The following is a 19,488-nucleotide window of genomic DNA, read 5'->3' on the forward strand; positions in this document are numbered from 1 at the left end:
AATTCTGGAGATGATTTTAAAGGTAGTCCTGGTAGGAAAGGATGTAATACTAAGGCTATTTAGGAGGGGGTAATGTAGCAGTTTGCTGATAAATATTTCATGACTTATAACAGGAATGTATGTAGCAAAAAGTTAAAGTTGGAGAGTAATTAGGTAGCTATCGTAGAATTAGAAAACAAACCAATTTGTATTTAATTTTTAAGAAGCTCATTATGAACAATGAGCTTCTTTTTTTAATTGTATATACTTGTTAATTATGTAGTTGCACTAATTTAATCGAATAAAATAAGCCATTAGATAAAAATATTTATGTAGCTTTATGTTTTAAAATATAAAAATCCCCATGAAAAAGACGATCCTACTAAGTCTTGTTTTGATACTATTTGTCCAAACATTGTATGCACAAGATGATTATTTAGAAGATTTTGAAGCTTACACTCCTGAAGATAGAGATGATTTACCTGTTGGATGGACATTTGTTATAAACGACATTAATGATCCAGGTTTTCAAGTAGTGTCAGACATTGAAATTTTTTATGGTTTAAAAGCTTTGTATCATGGAGGAATCACTTTGTCTACTGCGGCCTCTACTTCTTGGGCTATTTCTCCAGCTTTTACTGTAACTGCTTCATCTGACTTGACTTTTGATTATTTGTTTGGCTTTTTATTTGATGTTGTAGATGGTATAGAATCATTTGATGTTATGATTTCAGCAGGATCTAACGACCCTGATGATGGTGATTTTGTTCTTTTATATGATTTACTTTCTACAGTTACATATGATGATGATGAATACGAATGGCGTAACTTATCAATCGATTTATCGGCTTATGCAGGACAAACTATTTATATTGGACTTGCTAATAATGCAGATAATGAGTCTCACGTTGTATACTTAGATAATTTCTTTGTTTCAAATACAACAAATGTAGTTTTAGATACAGCAGAAAATGAATTGAGTTATACCGTAGAATTATTTCCTACCGTAACTAATCACTTGGTTCATATTAATACAACTGAGAATATAGAGACTATTGAAGTTTTCAATACTTTAGGACGAAAGGTATTGGTGAATAGGTCAAATACCAATCAAACACAATTGGATTTCACTAGTTTATCGTCTGGTGTATATATAGTGAAATTTGCGATTGGAGGGAAATCAGAGACATATAAAATTATTAAAAAATAATTTGATATTGATATACTGAAGTCAACTTTTTTAAAAGCTTTTATTTACTAATAGTTTGTTAATTATAAGGTTAGGTTGATATTTATTCAATAAAATTTATGAATAGATAAAAATAATTGTGTAGTTTTAAACAAAAAATAAAGCTGACCTCATGAAAAAGACAACCCTATTAAGTTTGGTTTTCACCTTACTTGCTTTACAAACATTTTACGCGCAGTATACAGAGAATTTTGAGGATGATTTTTCTACTTCTGGTTGGAATTTATTTGATACAGAAGGAAGTCCTATTTATGATAATTTTACAAGAGGAGATGTGTCTGTAGTAGATACATATCCTTCTAGAGGTATGAGTTTGGCTCATTTGGCTGTGGATTACCCCGGTGGTACAATGACATCCTGGATTGTTTCACCTCAAGTAATTGTTAATGGAAGTATCGATTTGAGTTTTTTTCATTTGCAAGATTTTCAAGGTTTTGGTGCTCCTCCTGAAGATTGTGCAGTGTACTATTCTAAAAATTCTTCTGATCCAATTACTAATCCTTCAGATTTTGTAGAGATTAACGATTTATATGCCGATGCCAATGAAGGTTTTTGGAAGGAGTTTATGGTAGATTTAAAAACAGTAGGGGTATTAGATGGTGATGCAATATTCATTGCTTTTAGCTACACGGGAGACTTTTCACATAGATTATTTATAGATGACCTAACCATTTCAGGTGCTACTTTGTCAGCAGATAGGTCAGCAATTACAAAGTCCATTGAGGTGTATCCAACAGTTGCCAATAATACGTTTACGGTTAAGGCTTTAGAGTCTATAAATAATGTGCAGGTATTTAATTTGTTAGGTCGTCAAATAATGAATGAGCAACCTACTTCAAAAGAAACGCATATTGATATTTCTAACTTATCAACAGGAATATATATTGTTAAAGTACAAATAGGAGATACCATTGGCAGCTATCGAATAGTAAAACAATAAAATATAAGCTCATCAATTAGATGAGCTTTTTTTATATTTATTGGTAATTCAGTATCTTAGTTTAAAATCAGAACCAAACAGTTATGAAAAAAATTCTATGTATTTGCACATTATTATTAGCAGCTTCTTTTACAAATGAAGTACAAGCACAAGAACCTTTATTGGGAGAAATCAAAATGTTTGCAGGCAATTTTGCCCCTAGAGGGTGGGCTTTGTGTAATGGACAGTTATTACCAATCAGCCAGTATTCGGCATTGTTTTCAATCTTAGGAACCACATATGGCGGAGATGGTAGAACCACTTTTGCATTGCCAGATTTAAGAGGTAGAGCTCCAATTCATTCCGGAACTGGCCCTGGGTTAATGACCAAGACATTAGGGCAAAAGGGAGGGCAGGAAAATGTAATGTTAACGATTGCTAATTTACCTTCTCATACACACGATGTAAGAGCGGTGGCAGAAGAGGGAGATTCATCTTTACCGAAAGGAAAACTTTTAGGATCAACACAAACGGGTAACGATGCTTATTCTAATTACTCTCCAAATGCTACCATGAATAAAGCCATGATTAGCAATACTGGTGGTGGACAACAAGTAAATAATATGCAACCTTATTTAACAGTAAACTATATCATAGCTTTACAAGGTATTTATCCTTCAAGAAACTAAATTCAATGGGTTGTTTAAGTCTATTCCCGTAGCTTTAGCTATGGGATTTTTTTATTTTTGTAATAGTGAAAATTGATTTTTCCATAATCGTTCCAGTTTATAATAGACCTCAAGAAATAGAGGAGTTGTTATATAGTTTTACCAAGTTAAAATACCATGGTAATTACGAACTGATTATTGTTGAAGATGGCTCTATCGAGGCTTGTAAGCATGTTGTAGAGCGTTATCAGCAGGATTTACCACTGAATTATTTTGTAAAAGAGAATACCGGGGCGGGAGATACGCGTAATTTTGGAATGCAAAAAGCAAAAGGAAACTATTTTGTAATTTTAGATTCTGATGTTTTAGTACCTCATTATTACTTAAGTAATGTACATAAAGCACTAGAGGAGAATTATACAGATGGTTTTGGTGGGGCGGATTCAGCGCATATATCATTCTCAATACTTCAAAAAGCGATTAACTATTCTATGACATCTTTATTTACAACAGGTGGCATACGAGGAAAGAAAAAGAGTTTAGGTAAATTTCAACCTAGAAGTTTTAATATGGGTATTTCTAGAAAAGCATTTGAAGTTACTCAAGGATATTCAAAATTAAAGTTTGGAGAAGATATTGATTTGAGTTTTAGAATGTGGGAAGCTGGATTCAAAACTCAATTTATTTCTAATGCCTATGTTTATCATAAGCGAAGAACCTCTATTAAATCCTTTTATAGACAAACTTTTAATTTTGGTACTGCAAGACCTAACTTAAACCGAAGGTATCCTGACTCGGCTAAATTGACCTATTGGTTTCCGAGTGCTTTTATTTTGGGTTTAGATGTGGCTATTATTAGTGCGATATTCGGATTTTGGCAACTACTACTACCTTTTACTATATATTTTAGTTTGATTTGTATAGACGCTTTAATACGATCTAAAAGTTTACTGGTCGCATTAACCACCATTGTAACTACCTACACTCAGTTTTTAGGATATGGATTGGGCTTTTTAAAATCGCAATGGAGATTATAATAATAAGGCGTATACCATATTTTTAATAATCTTTTTGTGTTGTATTTTTAAAGAAATCAACTTTAAATTAAACACTATGAAAAAATAGTACTTATTTTATTTGCAATTATATCATTTGCGAGTATTAAAGTCAATGCACATGAAGCTTTTATTTGAGAAATTAGAATGTTTACAGGAAATTTTGCAACGAGAGGTTGGGTATTCTGCGATGGTTAATTATTACCTATTTCTAAGAATGTTGTGTTATTCTCTTTCTTAGGTGCTACCTATCAAGATGACGGTAGAAAAACTTTTGGATTTTCTGATTTAAGAGGAAAAGTGACTGTTCATACTGTTACATATCCAAGACTTAAAGAAGTTCGTCAAGGTGATAAATCTGGAGGTCATAAAACAATAAATATCAATAAGAGTAGTGATGAAGGAACAACACTTATTTATGAGCAGCCAACAAATTCAGTACGTTATATTATTTGTTTGATGGGTAATTTCCCGTCTAGGAGTTAATCAATAAAAAAGCCTTAAACATTGTTTAAGGCTTTTTAGTTTATTTTTTGTTCTTGCGTTGTGCTTCTTGTTGAGCCGCTGCTTGTTTCATAGCTTCATCTAATCGAGCTCTAAAACCACTTTTCTTTTTCTCTGGCTTCTTTCTGTTTTCTTCAATTTTTGCGATAATCTTCTTCTCATCTATCACAAAATTCTTAATCACCAGCATAATTGTAATCGTTAGTAAGTTAGAAACAAAATAGTATAAACTTAAACTACTCGCATATTGATTAAAGAAGAATAACATCATTACAGGTGAGAAGTAAATCATCCACTTCATCATCTTTTGCATATCTGGCATTCCTTCTTGAGCAGGAGCTTGCATATTCATTTGCTGACTCTGGTTCATTCTCATATAGAAGAAAATTGCGACAGATGCTAAGATTGGGAATAAACTCACGTGGCTTCCGTAGAACGGAATGTTAAACCCTAAATCGAATATTTTATCATAAGAAGATAAATCATCTGCCCATAAAAAGCTCTTTTGACGTAATTCTAAATTTGAAGGGAAAAACTTAAACAATGCAAAGAATACAGGCATTTGTAGTAAAGCAGGGATACAACCTGACATCATGTTTACACCAGCTTTTCGTTGCATAGCCATTACTTCTTGCTGACGCTTCATGGCATTTTCTTTACCAGGTAAACGTTTGTTGATTTCTTCCATTTCCGGACGAATAACTTTCATCTTAGCACTTGATAAATATGATTTGTATACTAAAGGTGACATTATAATACGTACAGCAATCGTCATTAAAATAATGATCAATCCGTAGTTGTTTGTCAATGATGATAGGAAAGCAAAAATATGAACAAATGCATGTCTGTTAATCCATCCAAAAATTCCCCAACCCATATCTGCAGATTCATCAAACTTGATGCTCTTGTATTGTTTTAATGAATTGTAATCCGCAGGACCATAATACATATTCATAGCATAGTTTAATTCACCACTCTTTAACTCAAGAGGAGCTTTTAATCCGTATGCATGTGTAAATACTGTGTCAATATCAGCATCTTTATATAGCTTTTTAGAAACTATATTTGCTGATTGCAATGGTGTTTCAGATATTAATGCTGATGTAAAGAAGTGCTGTTTAAAAGAAACCCACTCAATACCGTCTTCAGTCTCGTTATCATCTTGACTTAGATAATCAACGTCACCATCTTGGTTGTAATAGAACCAAGAATACATGCTTTCAGAACGCATACTTTTTTCATTTCTGTATCCCGTAAGTTGCCAATCTAAATTAATTTGATTACTACTGTTAATTACATTGCTCAATCCTTGCGAACGAATTGCAAAGTCCAGCATGTAATCTTCTTTTAACTCATATCTATATTCTAGATACCTACTATTATCAACTTTCAATTTCATTGATAATACTTGACTAGAACCATTTTTAGTTAATGTAGGTTCAAAGTTTAAATTGCTGGTATTTAAAATACGATTATCAGTTGTGCCGAAATTGATGTTAAAAGATGTATTGTTTTTCTGAATTAGTTTAACAGGATTACCATCGTAGGTATCGTATTGTTTTAATTGAGCATCTATAATCTGTCCACCCTTATTAGCAATAACTAATTTTAAAACATCATTTTCAATAATAGTTGTTCCTCCAGCATCTACAGCTGCTGAAGCGGCAAAAGAACCTAACTCTGATTTAGCTTGTTCTAAAGCTACAGAATCTGTAACTTCTGTTGGATAAGTTACGGTTGTAGTATCAGTTAGTTCTTTTTTAGCTGCATTTATAGAGTCTTGAACTTTCTCGGCTTTTTGTTGCTCTAGCTCTTCAGGAGTGGGAGCAGTGGTGTACATCCACCAAAGTGCAATAGCACCTAATAAAACAAATCCGATTAGTGAATTTAGATCAAATTTTTTTTGTTCCATAGTTTAAATGTCATCTTGTCATTAATGGCTTTGTCAATATTGCTCAAAGCGCGACAAAAGTAGTGATTTCTTGTTATTATGTGTGTTATTTACCTATAACTATTTATTGTTCAAATGGTATTCCAAACAGGCTTTAACAAAAGAAACAAATAGTGGATGAGGATTTAGAACTGTACTTTTATATTCAGGGTGATATTGAGCACCAACAAACCAAGGATGTTCAGGAATTTCAATAACCTCCACCAAATTAGTGTCAGGATTTTTACCTGTTGCAATCATACCAGCAGCTTCTACTTGCTCTAAATATTCATTATTGAATTCATAGCGATGGCGGTGACGTTCGCTAATCATTTCTTGATTGTAAATGCTATATGTTTTAGAACCTTCGGCTAATTTACAATCCCAAGCACCTAAACGCATAGTTCCACCCATATCAACAATAGATTTTTGCTCTTCCATTAAATTGATGACAGGGTTTTTAGTGTCCGGATTCATTTCAGTTGAAAAAGCATCAATCAATCCTAGAACATTTCTTGCAAACTCAATAACTGCCATTTGCATACCTAAACAAATGCCAAAGAAAGGCACTTTATTTTCTCTAGCGTATTTAACGGCTTCTATTTTACCTTCGATACCTCTGTCTCCAAATCCTGGTGCTACTAGAATTCCGTCTAAATCTTTTAAAATGTTAGGAACGTCTTTAGGAACAAGTTTTTCAGAATGAATCCAATGGATTTTTACTTTAATTTCAGAATGAGCTCCAGCGTGAATAAAGGCTTCTGAAATAGATTTATAAGCATCGTGTAATTCAACATACTTACCGATTAAACCAATATTTACAGTATGTTTTGGATTTTTATGACCAATCAAGAAGTTATGCCATTCCGTTAATTCAGGTCTTCCTTCAAATTCGAGGTTTAATTTTTTAAGAACAACTTCATCCAACTTTTGTTCTAACATTAAATCAGGAACATCATAAATTGTTTCGGCATCTAAAGACTCAATAATGGCCTCCTTTTCTACATTGCAGAATAAAGCTAATTTACGCTTAATGCCATCAGATAGTGGGTGTTCGCTTCTACAAACCAAAATATCTGGACTAACACCACTTTGCATGAGCATTTTTACAGAGTGTTGTGTTGGTTTCGTTTTTAATTCTCCAGCAGCTGCCAAATAGGGTACCAGTGTTAAGTGAATAGCAATTGCATTAGTGTCTCCTAATTCCCAAAGCAATTGTCGAACAGCTTCAACATAAGGTAACGACTCAATATCACCAACAGTACCTCCAATTTCTGTAATTACAATATCGTAATCACCTGTATTACCTAAGATTTGAATACGTTGCTTAATTTCATCGGTGATATGTGGAATTATTTGAACTGTCTTACCCAAATAATCACCTCTACGTTCTTTGTTAATTACAGACTGATAAATTCTACCCGTAGTAACATTGTTGGCTTGAGAGGTTGGAATATTTAAGTAACGTTCATAGTGACCTAAGTCTAAATCTGTCTCAGCGCCATCATCAGTAACGAAGCATTCTCCATGTTCGTAAGGGTTTAACGTACCAGGATCAATGTTAATGTATGGGTCTAATTTTTGGATGGTAACAGAGTACCCTCTTTTTTGTAATAATTTCGCTAAAGATGCGGCTATAATTCCTTTTCCGAGTGATGAAGTAACTCCCCCTGTAACAAAAACGTATTTTGTTTTTTTCATTATGCTTAGGTTTGTGCAAAAGTACAAACTCTTATGAGGTTCGCAAAAAAAGAACCCCCTAAAACGATTAAAATTTTTAGAGGGTTTTTAACAATTTTATTTAAAGTGTTTTAAGAGCGAACTCCTGTTTTTCTATCGATAGAATATTTACCAGCACCATTTAAGAATATAAGTAAAAATCCTATACCGTAAATAAGTGCTTTTTCTCCATTTCCTTGTCCTACTAATTGCATGTTATGCGCAAAAATAAAGCCCACTAACATAACGATAAAAAGACCTAATGCATGAAAACGTGCATATAACCCCAAAATTAATGCAACTGCACCAATACATTCGAAGTAGGTGACCAATATATAGCTGGCTTCACTACCTATGCCAATTACATCTGGAAAGGTGTGAAACTTTGTATCGAAATTAATAAGCTTGCCCCAACCATGTGCATAAATCATCATAAAGCCAAGCACAATGCGGACCAATAATAGACCTAAATCTTTATTAAGTGGGATGTAGTTAAATTTGAATAAATTCATGAATTTTTGGGATTAAGTTGAGGTAAATGTAAACAATTATTCTAAACTGTAATTTACATCGATTAATTCTTTAATCTATTTTTTGAAAGGTCAAAACTAAGTCATTATTTTTATTAAAGAGATGCAATCTATTTTTTACTTTTTTGTATCCATTTACTTCAGTTAATGCTTTTGTAAAAGCATCTGGTATGGTCATATCTACACACATTTTTTTTGTTTGTAATAATGGCCCAAAAATGATGTGATCATCTGACATTTCTGTTATTCCACCATTAATATTATTACAGCCATCAGTACCATTAACTTTCATTGTAGCTGAGTTTATTTCTAGTCGTGGTCTTTCTTCATAACCATTTTGTAATGGAAGTTCGTAGATTTTTTCTGCTACCCAAATATCATTTATAGCCAACCTCTTATCTACTTTTTCTTCTAGTATTTCTATCAACTCATATCGTAAGGAACTACTATCAGCTGGTGGATTTTTAATTTCAGTCACTTTTACTTTAATCTTATACAATTTTCCAGGAATGTAATTAAACGACTTAATAGGTGTATAGAAAAGTTCCCATTCTTTAGAAAAATCTAATTCGTCCGATTTTTGAATTTGTAAACAAGACATTTTACCAACTCCACTGCATGCTTTTTTACTACTGTTTACCCAAAAAATTTGTGTGTTATCTTTTTGTTTCGTTTGACAAGAAACCAACGTTAACATCAAAATTAATATTGCGAAATTTTTCATATTTACTAGTATATTTTTTAGCTATTTTGATTTATTTTTTATTCGTTCGAATATTCTTCCAACGATGAGTCCCATAACAAATGGCACACATAATATCAAGAACAATATAAATGTGAGATACCCCATAATATCTTCTATTAATTTTCTTGCCTCAGACATTGCTGTATTAACTGCCTTGTCAGCTGTTGTATCAAAATCTTTCATAATTGCAGCTCTTTCCGCTGATAAGCTATCTCTGAGAATGGCGAGTTCTTCTGATGCAAAAACGGTTAAAGAATCTAGATTGTGATTAAAATTTTCAATCAACAGTCTAAAGTCTCTTCTAAAAATTGCTGATTCCTTTTGAAGTTCGTTACCACCTTCTTTTAACATGGCTATCATATTATCTGTTGATTCATTAAAATTTTCGGATATTCTTGCAAGGTCAATTGAATCTATTTCAGACTTTCTTAGCATTAACTCTGTGACCCATTGTACTTGGTATAAGCTCTGTTCACCCGTTACAGTTAGCCTAGTAGATAAATCAGATAAGACTTGGGGTAATGTTCCAACGTTGGTTCCTGCCAAACTGTCGGGTACATTTCTATAGGCGTACCATGCGTTTGCTACAGATTCTTTATACAAATCTTGGGAGTGGTTTGGTTCAAGCCTTTTTATGCTATCTATAAACTCAAACGCAACAGAATATTCTTCTTTTAACGAACGTTGTGCTATTTGATCAATACGATCTAATAAGTCTTTACAAGTTGCATGGGCAATTGGTTGTTGTTCCTCAAAAACATCTTTTCCAATGCCTTCTTTAAAATAGTCATTCATAGATGATACCAATAGCCATGTATCGAGCAAGGCTATTTTTGGGTCCGTTTGAAACATTTTACCTTTGGCTTGTCTTGTTGCTGCTATTTTCCATAAAATTGAATTGATTTGAACCTCTTTTTTATCAGTAATAGCGAATATTGAATCTGCTGCTTTTGGTACCTCATGAAAAAATGTTAAAGCATAATCATGAATTAAATTTCTAGTAATTATTTGGTCAGTTTCTAAAGGAACAGTTTCAGATTCTAATTTAATATCAAGCAATGAACAGCTTGAAAGTAACACTATGGAAACAAGAATAAAAACAGTTTTTAGAATCAGTTTCATTACTATATAATTTTCAATTACGGAATAGATTGCAATTCTATTGAAAGAGGTGTGAAATTTAAAGAAGTTTCGGGGTTGATTAAACCTATTTAGGAAATAGAAGTACCACTTGTAAACGCAATTGGTAATCTGCATTTCCAGGATGCTCTATGTATTTGTAAATGCCTGTTTGCCAGTTGATCGGTAACTTTCCAACTTTAGATAATTTTCCAAATCCTGCTCCAATTGGCACAGTCCACTGACTGCCACTTGGGGCGTCCCAGTTAGATGTAATAATAGGTGCAGAATTAACATACCATCCTTTTTTCAAGTTTTTTACTGCAAAGATTTGCGTATAGAAAAAGTTTAAATCTGCATTGCTATTTCCGGCTACACCAAAAAAGTTTTGAGCTAAGCAACCCAAGGTCCAACCATTATTTTGATATAAGGCAATCCCAGAAGGAGCAATACCAAATTTATCGAATCCTAACCCTTGTTCTACGGATGGAAACATAAATGTAGGTCCTGCGCCCCATATTACTTTTCCAGGATTTGCAGATGTGAAAAATGTTGCCAAAGTAATATTGCCAATACCATCTAATCGACCTTCTGGTTGAATTGGCGCACTGACAACTGGAACTATTGCTCTAGTGATTAAATCGAGATTTTCAGAAATACTAATCGGATAAACAGGTTGTATATTTAGTGTGTTGGTAGGTCTTATATCTTTACCGAAATCAAAATTATTTTGAAAAGGAACAGAAATAAGATTCGCAATAGGGTTCTGAATTTTCTTAGCTAAATCTCCCGCATCTTCTTCTTGAGCGAAAATTAAACTAAAAGAAAATAAAAATAAAAGTGTAAAATATTTTTTCATAGCATTATATTTATTAAGGTTTATAAGGATCTTTTTGACCCATTTGAATCGGTGGATTTTGCTTTAAAGAGATAATATGTTCTGTCAATTGTTCCAAAGCTGCTTTGGGAACCCAAGTATGAGGGAATAAGACATTGTTTTTTTCTTGTGGATCTTCAAGTAAGTTGTATAGTCTTGGCATTGTGTAGGTGTCGAGTACACTATTCCAAGCACTTTGTTCTTTAAAATGAAGTTTCCAGTTTTTCCATTTAACTCCAAAAATATCTTTACCCATATACACAATAAACCCTTCTCTTCCAGAGGCTTTTTTGTTTCCTAAGAAAAAATCTTCCATTTCTATACCGTCAATAGGTCGATCATTTGGTACAGTACCACCGGCAATTTTAGCCAAGGTAGGAAATAAATCCATTGCATGGACAATTTCGTCGCTCACACTGCCGGCTTCTATTTTATCTGGCCACTTCATAGCAAAAGGAACTCTTAGTGCACCTTCATATCCGGTAAATAAAGTACCCCTCCAAGGTCCAGCAGAACCGTTAATAGCCGTTTCAACCGTTAGATTCGTATTTCCATAGTCTACTGCTTCAGGTCCATTATCGGCGGTAAAAATAAAAATAGTATTATCAGCAATTTTCAATTCTTCCAATGTATCAAGTAGTTCTCCGGTGTAACTATCAATTTGCATTAATAAATCTGCCCAAATTCCATTTCCAGATTTCCCTTTAAAATCAGGATGAGGCAGGGTAGGGAAGTGGGTAGCTGTATAGGGTAAATAGATAAAGAAAGGATCTTTTTCTTTGGCCTTTCTTTCCATAAAATCTATAGCTCTGTTTGTTAAATCTCGATCAATTAGTGGTCTGTAATCTAAATTATATGGTCTTACTTTTTTTGGGATAGAACCTTTGACTCCATCCATAACATAGGTTTCATCTACACCGCTGTCTGCAAATCCTTGTAGCGAGGAATAAGTAGATTCGTCTGTAGAATTGGGTACACCATACCATTCATCAAAACCTTGATCAGTTGGAAATCTACCTTCAGTTCTTCCCAAATGCCACTTACCATACATTGCCGTTGCATAGCCAGCATCAGAAAGCATTTCTGCCATTGTTTTTTCCCATTGAACCAATCCATATATTCCTTTTCCAACTGGAACAGTTGCATTGCCACTTCTTATGGCATAACGTCCTGTCATTATAGCAGATCTAGACGGCGTACATTGCACTTCAACGTTAAAATTGGTCAATCTTAACCCCTCATCGGCTATTTGGTCCATGCGAGGAGTTTCAGCGCCTCTAATTATACCTCCACCGTTAAATCCAGGTTCACCAAAGCCAAAATTGTCTAAAAAAACAATAACAATGTTTGGCTTATCCTGACTAAATGAGTTGAAAGAAATGAAAAAGGTTAATAGTAGTAAAATGTTTTTCATAGCGTAAGTGTTTCTTCAAATATAAAGAAAAACTCATTTTAAAACTATTTTGACAAATTGTTTTATCCTAAGGCTGTGTTGATTCCAATTCTTCTACACAAGACTGTAGTGTATTCATTAAGACTTATTTTTCTTACTTCTTATCATAGCTTCAAGCATGTCCCACATTTCTTCTGGAATAGCTTCTAACATGTTAAATTCTCCTGCACCTTTCAACCATTCTCCTCCATCAATGGTGATTACTTCCCCATTGACATATGCTGAATAGTCAGACATTAGGTATGCCGCAATATTTGCTAGTTCTTGGTGTTCTCCTACACGACCAATAGGTACTTTTTTGGCCATATCAAACTTATCTTTTAAATCTCCGGGCAATAATCTATCCCAAGCTCCCTTTGTTGGGAACGGACCTGGTGCGATAGCGTTTGAACGAATTCCGTATTTGGCCCATTCAACAGCTAAAGAACGTGTCATGGCTAAAACTCCTGCCTTGGCTGATGCTGAAGGAACAACGTAAGCAGAACCAGTCCAGCTATAAGTTGTTACGATATTAAGAATTGTAGCTTTTTCTTGTTTCGTGTTAATCCAGTGTTTGCCAAATGCAAGCGTACAATTTTTTGTTCCTTTTAATACAATGTCTATTATAGTATCAAAAGCATTTGCAGACAAACGTTCTGTTGGAGATATAAAGTTACCAGCGGCATTGTTTAATAAACCATCAACCTTACCAAAAGTATCTATAGTTTTTTGAAGCATTGCTTCAACCTGGTCATAATGTCTTACATCGCATTGAACAGGTAAAACCTGTCCGCCTGTTTTAGTTTCTAAGGCTTCCTTAACCGCTATAAGTTTGTCATAATTTCGAGATGTAATAGCCACTTTGGCACCCAACTCAAGAAAGTAAGTTGTCATGGCTTTACCCAAGCCACTTCCGCCTCCTGTAACTACAATCACCATTCCTTCTAAACTCCCTTCTTTTAACATGGGTTTTTGATACATAGTTTTGTTTTTAAGTATGAAACAAATATATCTAAATTGGTCTGAAAATCAGTAGTAAATATTTTTTTAAAAAATTATATTTTTGTGCTTGTTAGAAATAAAAATGATTGTATATTTGCCCCACTTTTAGCAGAGGATTTCGCAATTAAAGCTAAGTAGAAAAATTTAAGTAGATTTTATAAAAATTTAAGTAATGCCAAAAAGAACGTATCAGCCATCAAAAAGAAAGAAAAGAAATAAGCATGGCTTTAGAGAAAGAATGGCTTCTGCTAATGGTAGAAAAGTATTAGCTAGAAGAAGAGCGAAAGGAAGAAAGAGATTAAGTGTTTCTTCAGACCCTCGTCCAAAGAAATAATGATAGAATTCAATATATATACAAGGTGTTACTTTTTTTTAGTAACACCTTTTTTTTAGCCTATTAACAAGTTTTAATAACTATTTTTTAAGTTCAAACTGAAATTCAACATATTTACAATCGCATCCATATAAATTTTAATTATGCCAAAAAATAAGGATATAAAGTCAATTTTAATTATCGGTTCAGGTCCTATCGTAATTGGGCAAGCATGTGAGTTTGATTACTCTGGTTCACAAGCTATTAGGTCGCTAAGAGAAGAAGGTATTGAGGTTATCTTAATTAACTCCAATCCAGCTACTATTATGACCGATCCCCAGATGGCGGATCACGTTTATCTTAAACCATTAACTACTAAATCTATTATTGAAATTTTAAATATTCATAAAGTAGATGCAGTGTTACCAACTATGGGAGGACAAACAGCTTTAAATTTAGCTATTGAGGCAGATGATAAAGGTATTTGGGAAGATTTTGATGTAGAATTGATTGGTGTTAATATTGATGCTATTAATATCACAGAAGACAGAGAGCAGTTTAGAGAGTTAATGGGCAAGATTGGTGTAGCAATGGCACCACAAGCAACAGCTACTTCTTATTTAGAGGGTAAAAAGATTGCACAAGAGTTTGGCTTCCCATTATGTATTAGAGCTTCTTATACGTTGGGAGGTGCTGGTGCTGCTATTGTGTATGAAGAAGAAGATTTTGATGAATTATTGAGAAGAGGCCTTGAAATTTCACCTATACATGAGGTGATGATTGATAAGGCAATGATGGGATGGAAAGAATACGAGTTAGAGCTTTTAAGAGATAGTAATGATAATGTTGTAATTATCTGTTCTATTGAAAACATGGATCCAATGGGAATTCATACTGGAGATTCTATTACTGTAGCTCCAGCAATGACTTTAAGTGATCGCACATATCAAAAAATGCGTGACATGGCTATTAAAATGATGCGCTCAATTGGTGATTTTGCAGGAGGTTGTAATGTTCAGTTTGCCGTGAGTCCAGATGAAAAAGAGGATATTATTGCAATTGAGATTAACCCACGTGTATCTAGATCTTCTGCATTAGCGTCTAAAGCGACTGGTTATCCAATTGCTAAGATTGCAGCTAAATTGGCTATTGGTTATCACTTAGATGAGATTAATAATCAAATTACAAAAACTACTTCAGCTTTATTTGAGCCAACATTAGATTATGTTATTGTAAAAATACCACGTTGGAATTTTGATAAATTTGAAGGTTCTGATAGAACATTAGGTCTACAGATGAAAGCTGTAGGTGAGGTTATGGGTATTGGGCGTTCTTTTAAAGAAGCTATACACAAGGCAACACAATCTTTAGAAATAAAGAGAAATGGTATTGGAGCTGATGGTAAAAGTTATAAAGAATATGATAAGATTATAGATAAATTAAAGAACCCTAGTTGGGATAGAGTATTTGTAATTTACGATGCTTTACAATTAGGTATACCTTTAAGTAAGATACACGATATTACTAAAATTGATTACTGGTTCTTGAAGCAATACGAAGAGTTATATGCTTTAGAGAAAGAAATCAGTACCTACACTCTTGATACTTTACCAAAAGAGTTGCTTTTAGAGGCAAAACAAAATGGATATGGAGATCGTCAGATCGCTCATATGGTCGGAGCTCTTGAAAGCCAAGTACATAATAAAAGAAAAGAATTCAATATTAACAGAGTTTACAAGTTGGTAGATACGTGTGCTGCTGAGTTTGCTGCACAAACGCCATATTATTATTCAACATTTGAAAGTAATATGACGGTAAATGGTGAAACCTACGTAGACAATGAAAGTGTTGTTTCAAATAAAAAGAAAATTGTTGTTTTAGGATCTGGTCCAAACAGAATTGGGCAAGGTATTGAGTTTGATTACTGTTGTGTGCACGGAGTTTTAGCGGCACGTGAAGCTGGTTATGAAACAATAATGATAAATTGTAATCCTGAAACAGTATCAACAGATTTTGATATTTCTGATAAGTTATACTTTGAGCCAGTTTTTTGGGAGCATATTTATGATATTATTCAACATGAAAAGCCAGAAGGAGTAATTGTTCAGTTGGGAGGACAAACAGCCTTAAAATTAGCTGAAAAATTATCTAAATATGGTGTTAAAATTATAGGAACAAGTTTTGAAGCACTTGATTTAGCCGAAGATAGAGGACGATTCTCTGAGTTGCTTGTAGATCTTGAAATCCCTTTCCCTAAGTTCGGAACAGCAACCACTGCAGATGAGGCCATGGCAATTGCAGACGATTTACATTTTCCTATTCTTGTTAGACCTTCATATGTATTAGGAGGACAGGGAATGAAGATTGTAATTAATAAGGAGGAATTAGAGAGACATGTAGTTGATTTATTACGTAAAATACCTAATAACACCTTGTTACTAGATCATTATTTAGATGGAGCAATAGAGGCAGAGGCTGATGCAATTTGTGACGAAGATGGTAATGTATACATTATTGGTATCATGGAGCACATTGAACCTTGCGGGGTGCACTCAGGTGACTCAAATGCAACTTTACCACCATTTAATTTAGGTGATTTGGTAATGCAGCAAATTAAAGATCATACCAAAAAGATTGCAAGAGCTTTAAAAACGCAAGGCTTGATTAATATTCAGTTTGCAGTAAAAGATGATACAGTTTATATTATTGAAGCAAACCCAAGAGCATCTCGTACGGTTCCTTTTATTGCAAAAGCATACCAAGAGCCATATGTGAATTATGCTACAAAGGTTATGTTAGGCGTTAATAAGGTAACTGATTTTAATTTTAAACCAAGATTATCAGGATACGCTATAAAACAACCAGTATTCTCATTTAATAAATTCCCGAATGTTGATAAGAATTTGGGGCCTGAAATGAAGTCGACAGGTGAGAGTATATTATTCATAGACAGTTTAAAGGACGATGAGTTTTATGAATTGTATTCAAGACGTAAAATGTACTTGAGTAAGTAATTTATAAATAAATGAATATTTAAAATCCGCTGCAGTTGTAGCGGATTTTTTTATGATCTAAAAATAATTTAAATTCAATTTTTATTTTGTTCAACTTTTTATTTATATTTGTTATACAAAATGAAAAAAAGAATTTACATAATCGGTTCAGGATTCTCTTCTTTAGCAGCTTCTTGTTATTTGGCGCAATCTGGACACGATGTTACAGTAGTTGAAAAAAATGAAAATCTCGGAGGTAGAGCGAGACAGTTTAAAAGAGATGGTTTTACCTTTGATATGGGACCAACTTGGTATTGGATGCCTGATGTTTTCGAAAAGTTTTTTGCCGATTTTAATAAGAAACCTTCAGATTATTACGATTTAGAGAAATTGTCTCCAGCTTATACTGTGTATTTTGGAAAAGATGATAGTATCACAATAGGTGATAATCTGGATGCAATTTATAAAGCATTTGAGAAAGAAGAACAAGGCAGTTCTAAATATCTGAATAAGTTTATAGAATCTGCTAAGTTTAATTATGAAGTAGCAATTAACGGTCTTGTCTACAAACCAGGAGTTTCAATTTTTGAATTGATAAGTAAGGAAACAATTGCCAATGTTACTCAGTTTTTTAGAAGTATAAGTAAAACGGTTCGAAAGCATATAAAAAGTGCTCGTTTGATTCAAATTCTTGAGTTTCCTGTATTGTTTTTAGGAGCCAAACCATCTGATACACCTAGCTTTTATAATTTTATGAATTATGCTGATTTTGGTTTAGGTACTTGGCATCCTAAAGGTGGAATGTACGAAGTTGTAAATGGTATGGTAACTTTGGCCCAAGATTTAGGAGTGCAGTTTTTGACTAAAACGCCAATCGACAAAATTGAAATAGTTGATGGCATGGCAGTTGGTCTGCATTCAAATAATACATTTTATGAAGCTGACATGATTGTAAGCGGTGCAGATTACGCGCATTCAGAAAGTTTATTGCCAAAAAAGTATCAAGCATATTCAGAAAATTATTGGAATAAAAAAACCTTTGCACCGTCGGCTTTATTATTTTATGTTGCATTTGACAAGAAATTAGAAAATGTTAATCATCATACGTTATTTTTTGATACAAGTTTTGATGTACATGCTTTTCACATATACGATGAGCCGAGTTGGCCAGAAAACCCCTTGTTTTATGCAAGTTTTCCAAGTTTAACAGATGATAGTTTTGCGCCAGAAGGTAAAGAAGCAGCAACTTTTTTAATTCCAATTGCTCCTGGAATTGAAGATACTTCGGAAATTCGAAAAAAATATTTTAAATTAGTCATGGAAAGATTAGAAGATTTGACTGATCAATCCTTAAAAGAATCAATAATCTTTCACAAATCATATTGTGTTAAAGATTTTATTAAAGATTATAATTCCTATAAAGGTAATGCCTACGGGCTTGCCAATATTTTGACCCAAACTGCTTTTTTGCGACCAAAAATAAAAAGTAAGAAAGTTGAGAATTTATTTTTTACAGGCCAGTTAACTGTCCCTGGACCTGGTGTACCACCTGCTTTAATCTCAGGAAAATTAGTTTCAGAATTAGTCTTAAAACAATCTAATTAAACTCTACAATGAAATCCATTTTTGACCACACTGCCCACAAATGCACTCGAGTTGTAACTAAATCTTACAGTACTTCTTTTTCTTTAGCTGTAAGAATGTTGGCCCCATCAATACGACAAGACATATATAATATTTATGCTTTTGTGCGATTTGCTGACGAAATTGTTGACTCTTTTCATGAATACGATAAATCAAGCTTATTGGATGATTTTGAAAGAGATTATTACAAAGCGCACAGAGATGGTATAAGCTTAAATCCGATATTAAATAGCTTCCAAGAAACTGTGAAGCGATATGAAATAGATGATGCTTTGGTGCAATCTTTCTTAAAAAGTATGAAACTTGACTTAGAAAAGAGTGAATATAAATCTATCGAGGATTACAAAGAATATATTTATGGATCTGCCGATGTTGTGGGATTAATGTGCTTAAAAGTATTTGTAAATGGCAATCAAGAAAAGTATGACACTTTAAAGGCGCCGGCAATGCGTTTAGGTTCTGCTTTTCAAAAAGTTAATTTCTTAAGAGATTTAAAAGATGATTTTGAAATTTTAAATAGAAGTTATTTTCCAGATGTAAATTTCGAATCTTTAGATAAAGCATCGAAACTAAAAATAATAGCAGAAATTGAGGAGGACTTTGCAGAAGCTTATAAAGGGATTAAACAATTGCCTATTGAGGCGAAATTTGGTGTGTATACTGCTTTCAGATATTATTCTAAATTGCTTAAGAAATTAAAGAAAATTCCTTCGGAAAAAATTATTAGTTCAAGAGTTCGAGTACCAAACTATGCTAAAATGCATGTTTTAGCTCGTTCTTTTGTTGTTTATAAATTAAACTTATTGTAAG

General features: G+C 33.3%; 16 protein-coding genes and 1 pseudogene. 9 read left to right on the top strand and 8 right to left on the bottom strand.

All coding sequences use genetic code 11. The annotated features are described in order from the left end of the window. The first annotated feature begins 343 nt into the window (after nt 1-343). The 5 genes and pseudogenes from ACYQ5R_RS11490 to ACYQ5R_RS11510 all read left to right on the top strand — a co-directional run bounded on the left by ACYQ5R_RS11490 (nt 344) and on the right by ACYQ5R_RS11510 (nt 4,356). A complete protein-coding gene (locus tag ACYQ5R_RS11490) occupies nt 344-1,189 on the top strand; it encodes a choice-of-anchor J domain-containing protein (protein WP_460191098.1) in 846 nt (281 codons plus the stop codon). Between the two features lie 151 nt (nt 1,190-1,340). Beyond that, nucleotides 1,341-2,168: a choice-of-anchor J domain-containing protein gene (locus ACYQ5R_RS11495; RefSeq protein WP_460191099.1), complete on the top strand. Its 828-nt coding sequence runs from the start codon at nt 1,341-1,343 to the stop codon at nt 2,166-2,168. Between the two features lie 83 nt (nt 2,169-2,251). After that, the gene (locus tag ACYQ5R_RS11500) at nt 2,252-2,836 is read left to right on the top strand and encodes a phage tail protein (RefSeq protein WP_460191100.1); all 585 of its coding nucleotides are present in this window, start codon (nt 2,252-2,254) and stop codon (nt 2,834-2,836) included. A 65-nt stretch (nt 2,837-2,901) separates the two neighbouring features. Beyond that, on the top strand, nt 2,902-3,852 hold the full coding sequence (locus tag ACYQ5R_RS11505) for a glycosyltransferase family 2 protein (RefSeq protein WP_460191101.1): 951 nt from the start codon (nt 2,902-2,904) through the stop codon (nt 3,850-3,852). Nucleotides 3,853-4,017: 165 nt separating this feature from the next. After that, nucleotides 4,018-4,356 (top strand): annotated as a pseudogene (locus ACYQ5R_RS11510) (phage tail protein). 40 nt (nt 4,357-4,396) lie between these two features. Here the strand turns inward: ACYQ5R_RS11510 and yidC are convergent. The 8 genes from yidC to ACYQ5R_RS11550 all read right to left on the bottom strand — a co-directional run bounded on the left by yidC (nt 4,397) and on the right by ACYQ5R_RS11550 (nt 13,707). Next, the gene (gene yidC / locus ACYQ5R_RS11515; protein WP_460191102.1) at nt 4,397-6,286 is read right to left on the bottom strand and encodes a membrane protein insertase YidC; all 1,890 of its coding nucleotides are present in this window, start codon (nt 6,284-6,286) and stop codon (nt 4,397-4,399) included. Nucleotides 6,287-6,385: 99 nt separating this feature from the next. Next, on the bottom strand, nt 6,386-8,005 hold the full coding sequence (locus tag ACYQ5R_RS11520) for a CTP synthase (protein ID WP_460191103.1): 1,620 nt from the start codon (nt 8,003-8,005) through the stop codon (nt 6,386-6,388). A 110-nt stretch (nt 8,006-8,115) separates the two neighbouring features. Beyond that, on the bottom strand, nt 8,116-8,535 hold the full coding sequence (locus tag ACYQ5R_RS11525; RefSeq protein ID WP_460191104.1) for a DoxX family protein: 420 nt from the start codon (nt 8,533-8,535) through the stop codon (nt 8,116-8,118). Between the two features lie 70 nt (nt 8,536-8,605). Further along, nucleotides 8,606-9,277 (bottom strand): DUF4377 domain-containing protein, encoded by a 672-nt coding sequence (locus ACYQ5R_RS11530; RefSeq protein ID WP_460191105.1) that lies wholly within the window; start codon nt 9,275-9,277, stop codon nt 8,606-8,608. A 21-nt stretch (nt 9,278-9,298) separates the two neighbouring features. Beyond that, on the bottom strand, nt 9,299-10,420 hold the full coding sequence (locus tag ACYQ5R_RS11535) for a hypothetical protein (RefSeq protein ID WP_460191106.1): 1,122 nt from the start codon (nt 10,418-10,420) through the stop codon (nt 9,299-9,301). An 85-nt stretch (nt 10,421-10,505) separates the two neighbouring features. Next, nucleotides 10,506-11,276 carry a neuromedin U gene (locus ACYQ5R_RS11540; RefSeq protein WP_460191107.1) on the bottom strand — a complete coding sequence of 257 codons (771 nt, stop codon included), beginning with the start codon at nt 11,274-11,276 and terminating at the stop codon, nt 10,506-10,508. 13 nt (nt 11,277-11,289) lie between these two features. Continuing rightward, complete coding sequence (locus tag ACYQ5R_RS11545; protein ID WP_460191108.1) at nt 11,290-12,708, bottom strand: arylsulfatase; 1,419 nt, start codon at nt 12,706-12,708, stop codon at nt 11,290-11,292. A gap of 117 nt (nt 12,709-12,825) precedes the next feature. Then, nucleotides 12,826-13,707, bottom strand: coding sequence for an SDR family oxidoreductase (locus ACYQ5R_RS11550; RefSeq protein ID WP_460191109.1), 882 nt, complete (start codon nt 13,705-13,707; stop codon nt 12,826-12,828). A 193-nt stretch (nt 13,708-13,900) separates the two neighbouring features. On the opposite strand from ACYQ5R_RS11550, the gene rpmH reads away from it, so the two are divergent. The 4 genes from rpmH to ACYQ5R_RS11570 all read left to right on the top strand — a co-directional run bounded on the left by rpmH (nt 13,901) and on the right by ACYQ5R_RS11570 (nt 19,487). Continuing rightward, nucleotides 13,901-14,062, top strand: coding sequence for a 50S ribosomal protein L34 (rpmH, locus tag ACYQ5R_RS11555; protein WP_070235330.1), 162 nt, complete (start codon nt 13,901-13,903; stop codon nt 14,060-14,062). A 143-nt stretch (nt 14,063-14,205) separates the two neighbouring features. Then, on the top strand, nt 14,206-17,055 hold the full coding sequence (carB, locus tag ACYQ5R_RS11560; protein WP_460191110.1) for a carbamoyl-phosphate synthase large subunit: 2,850 nt from the start codon (nt 14,206-14,208) through the stop codon (nt 17,053-17,055). A gap of 120 nt (nt 17,056-17,175) precedes the next feature. Continuing rightward, nucleotides 17,176-18,639, top strand: a complete 1,464-nt coding sequence (locus tag ACYQ5R_RS11565) for a phytoene desaturase family protein (protein ID WP_460191111.1) — start codon at nt 17,176-17,178, stop codon at nt 18,637-18,639. Between the two features lie 8 nt (nt 18,640-18,647). Continuing rightward, nucleotides 18,648-19,487, top strand: a complete 840-nt coding sequence (locus ACYQ5R_RS11570) for a phytoene/squalene synthase family protein (protein WP_460191112.1) — start codon at nt 18,648-18,650, stop codon at nt 19,485-19,487. Nucleotide 19,488: the final 1 nt, after the last annotated feature.

It is taken from the genome of Urechidicola sp. KH5 (assembly GCF_054661455.1).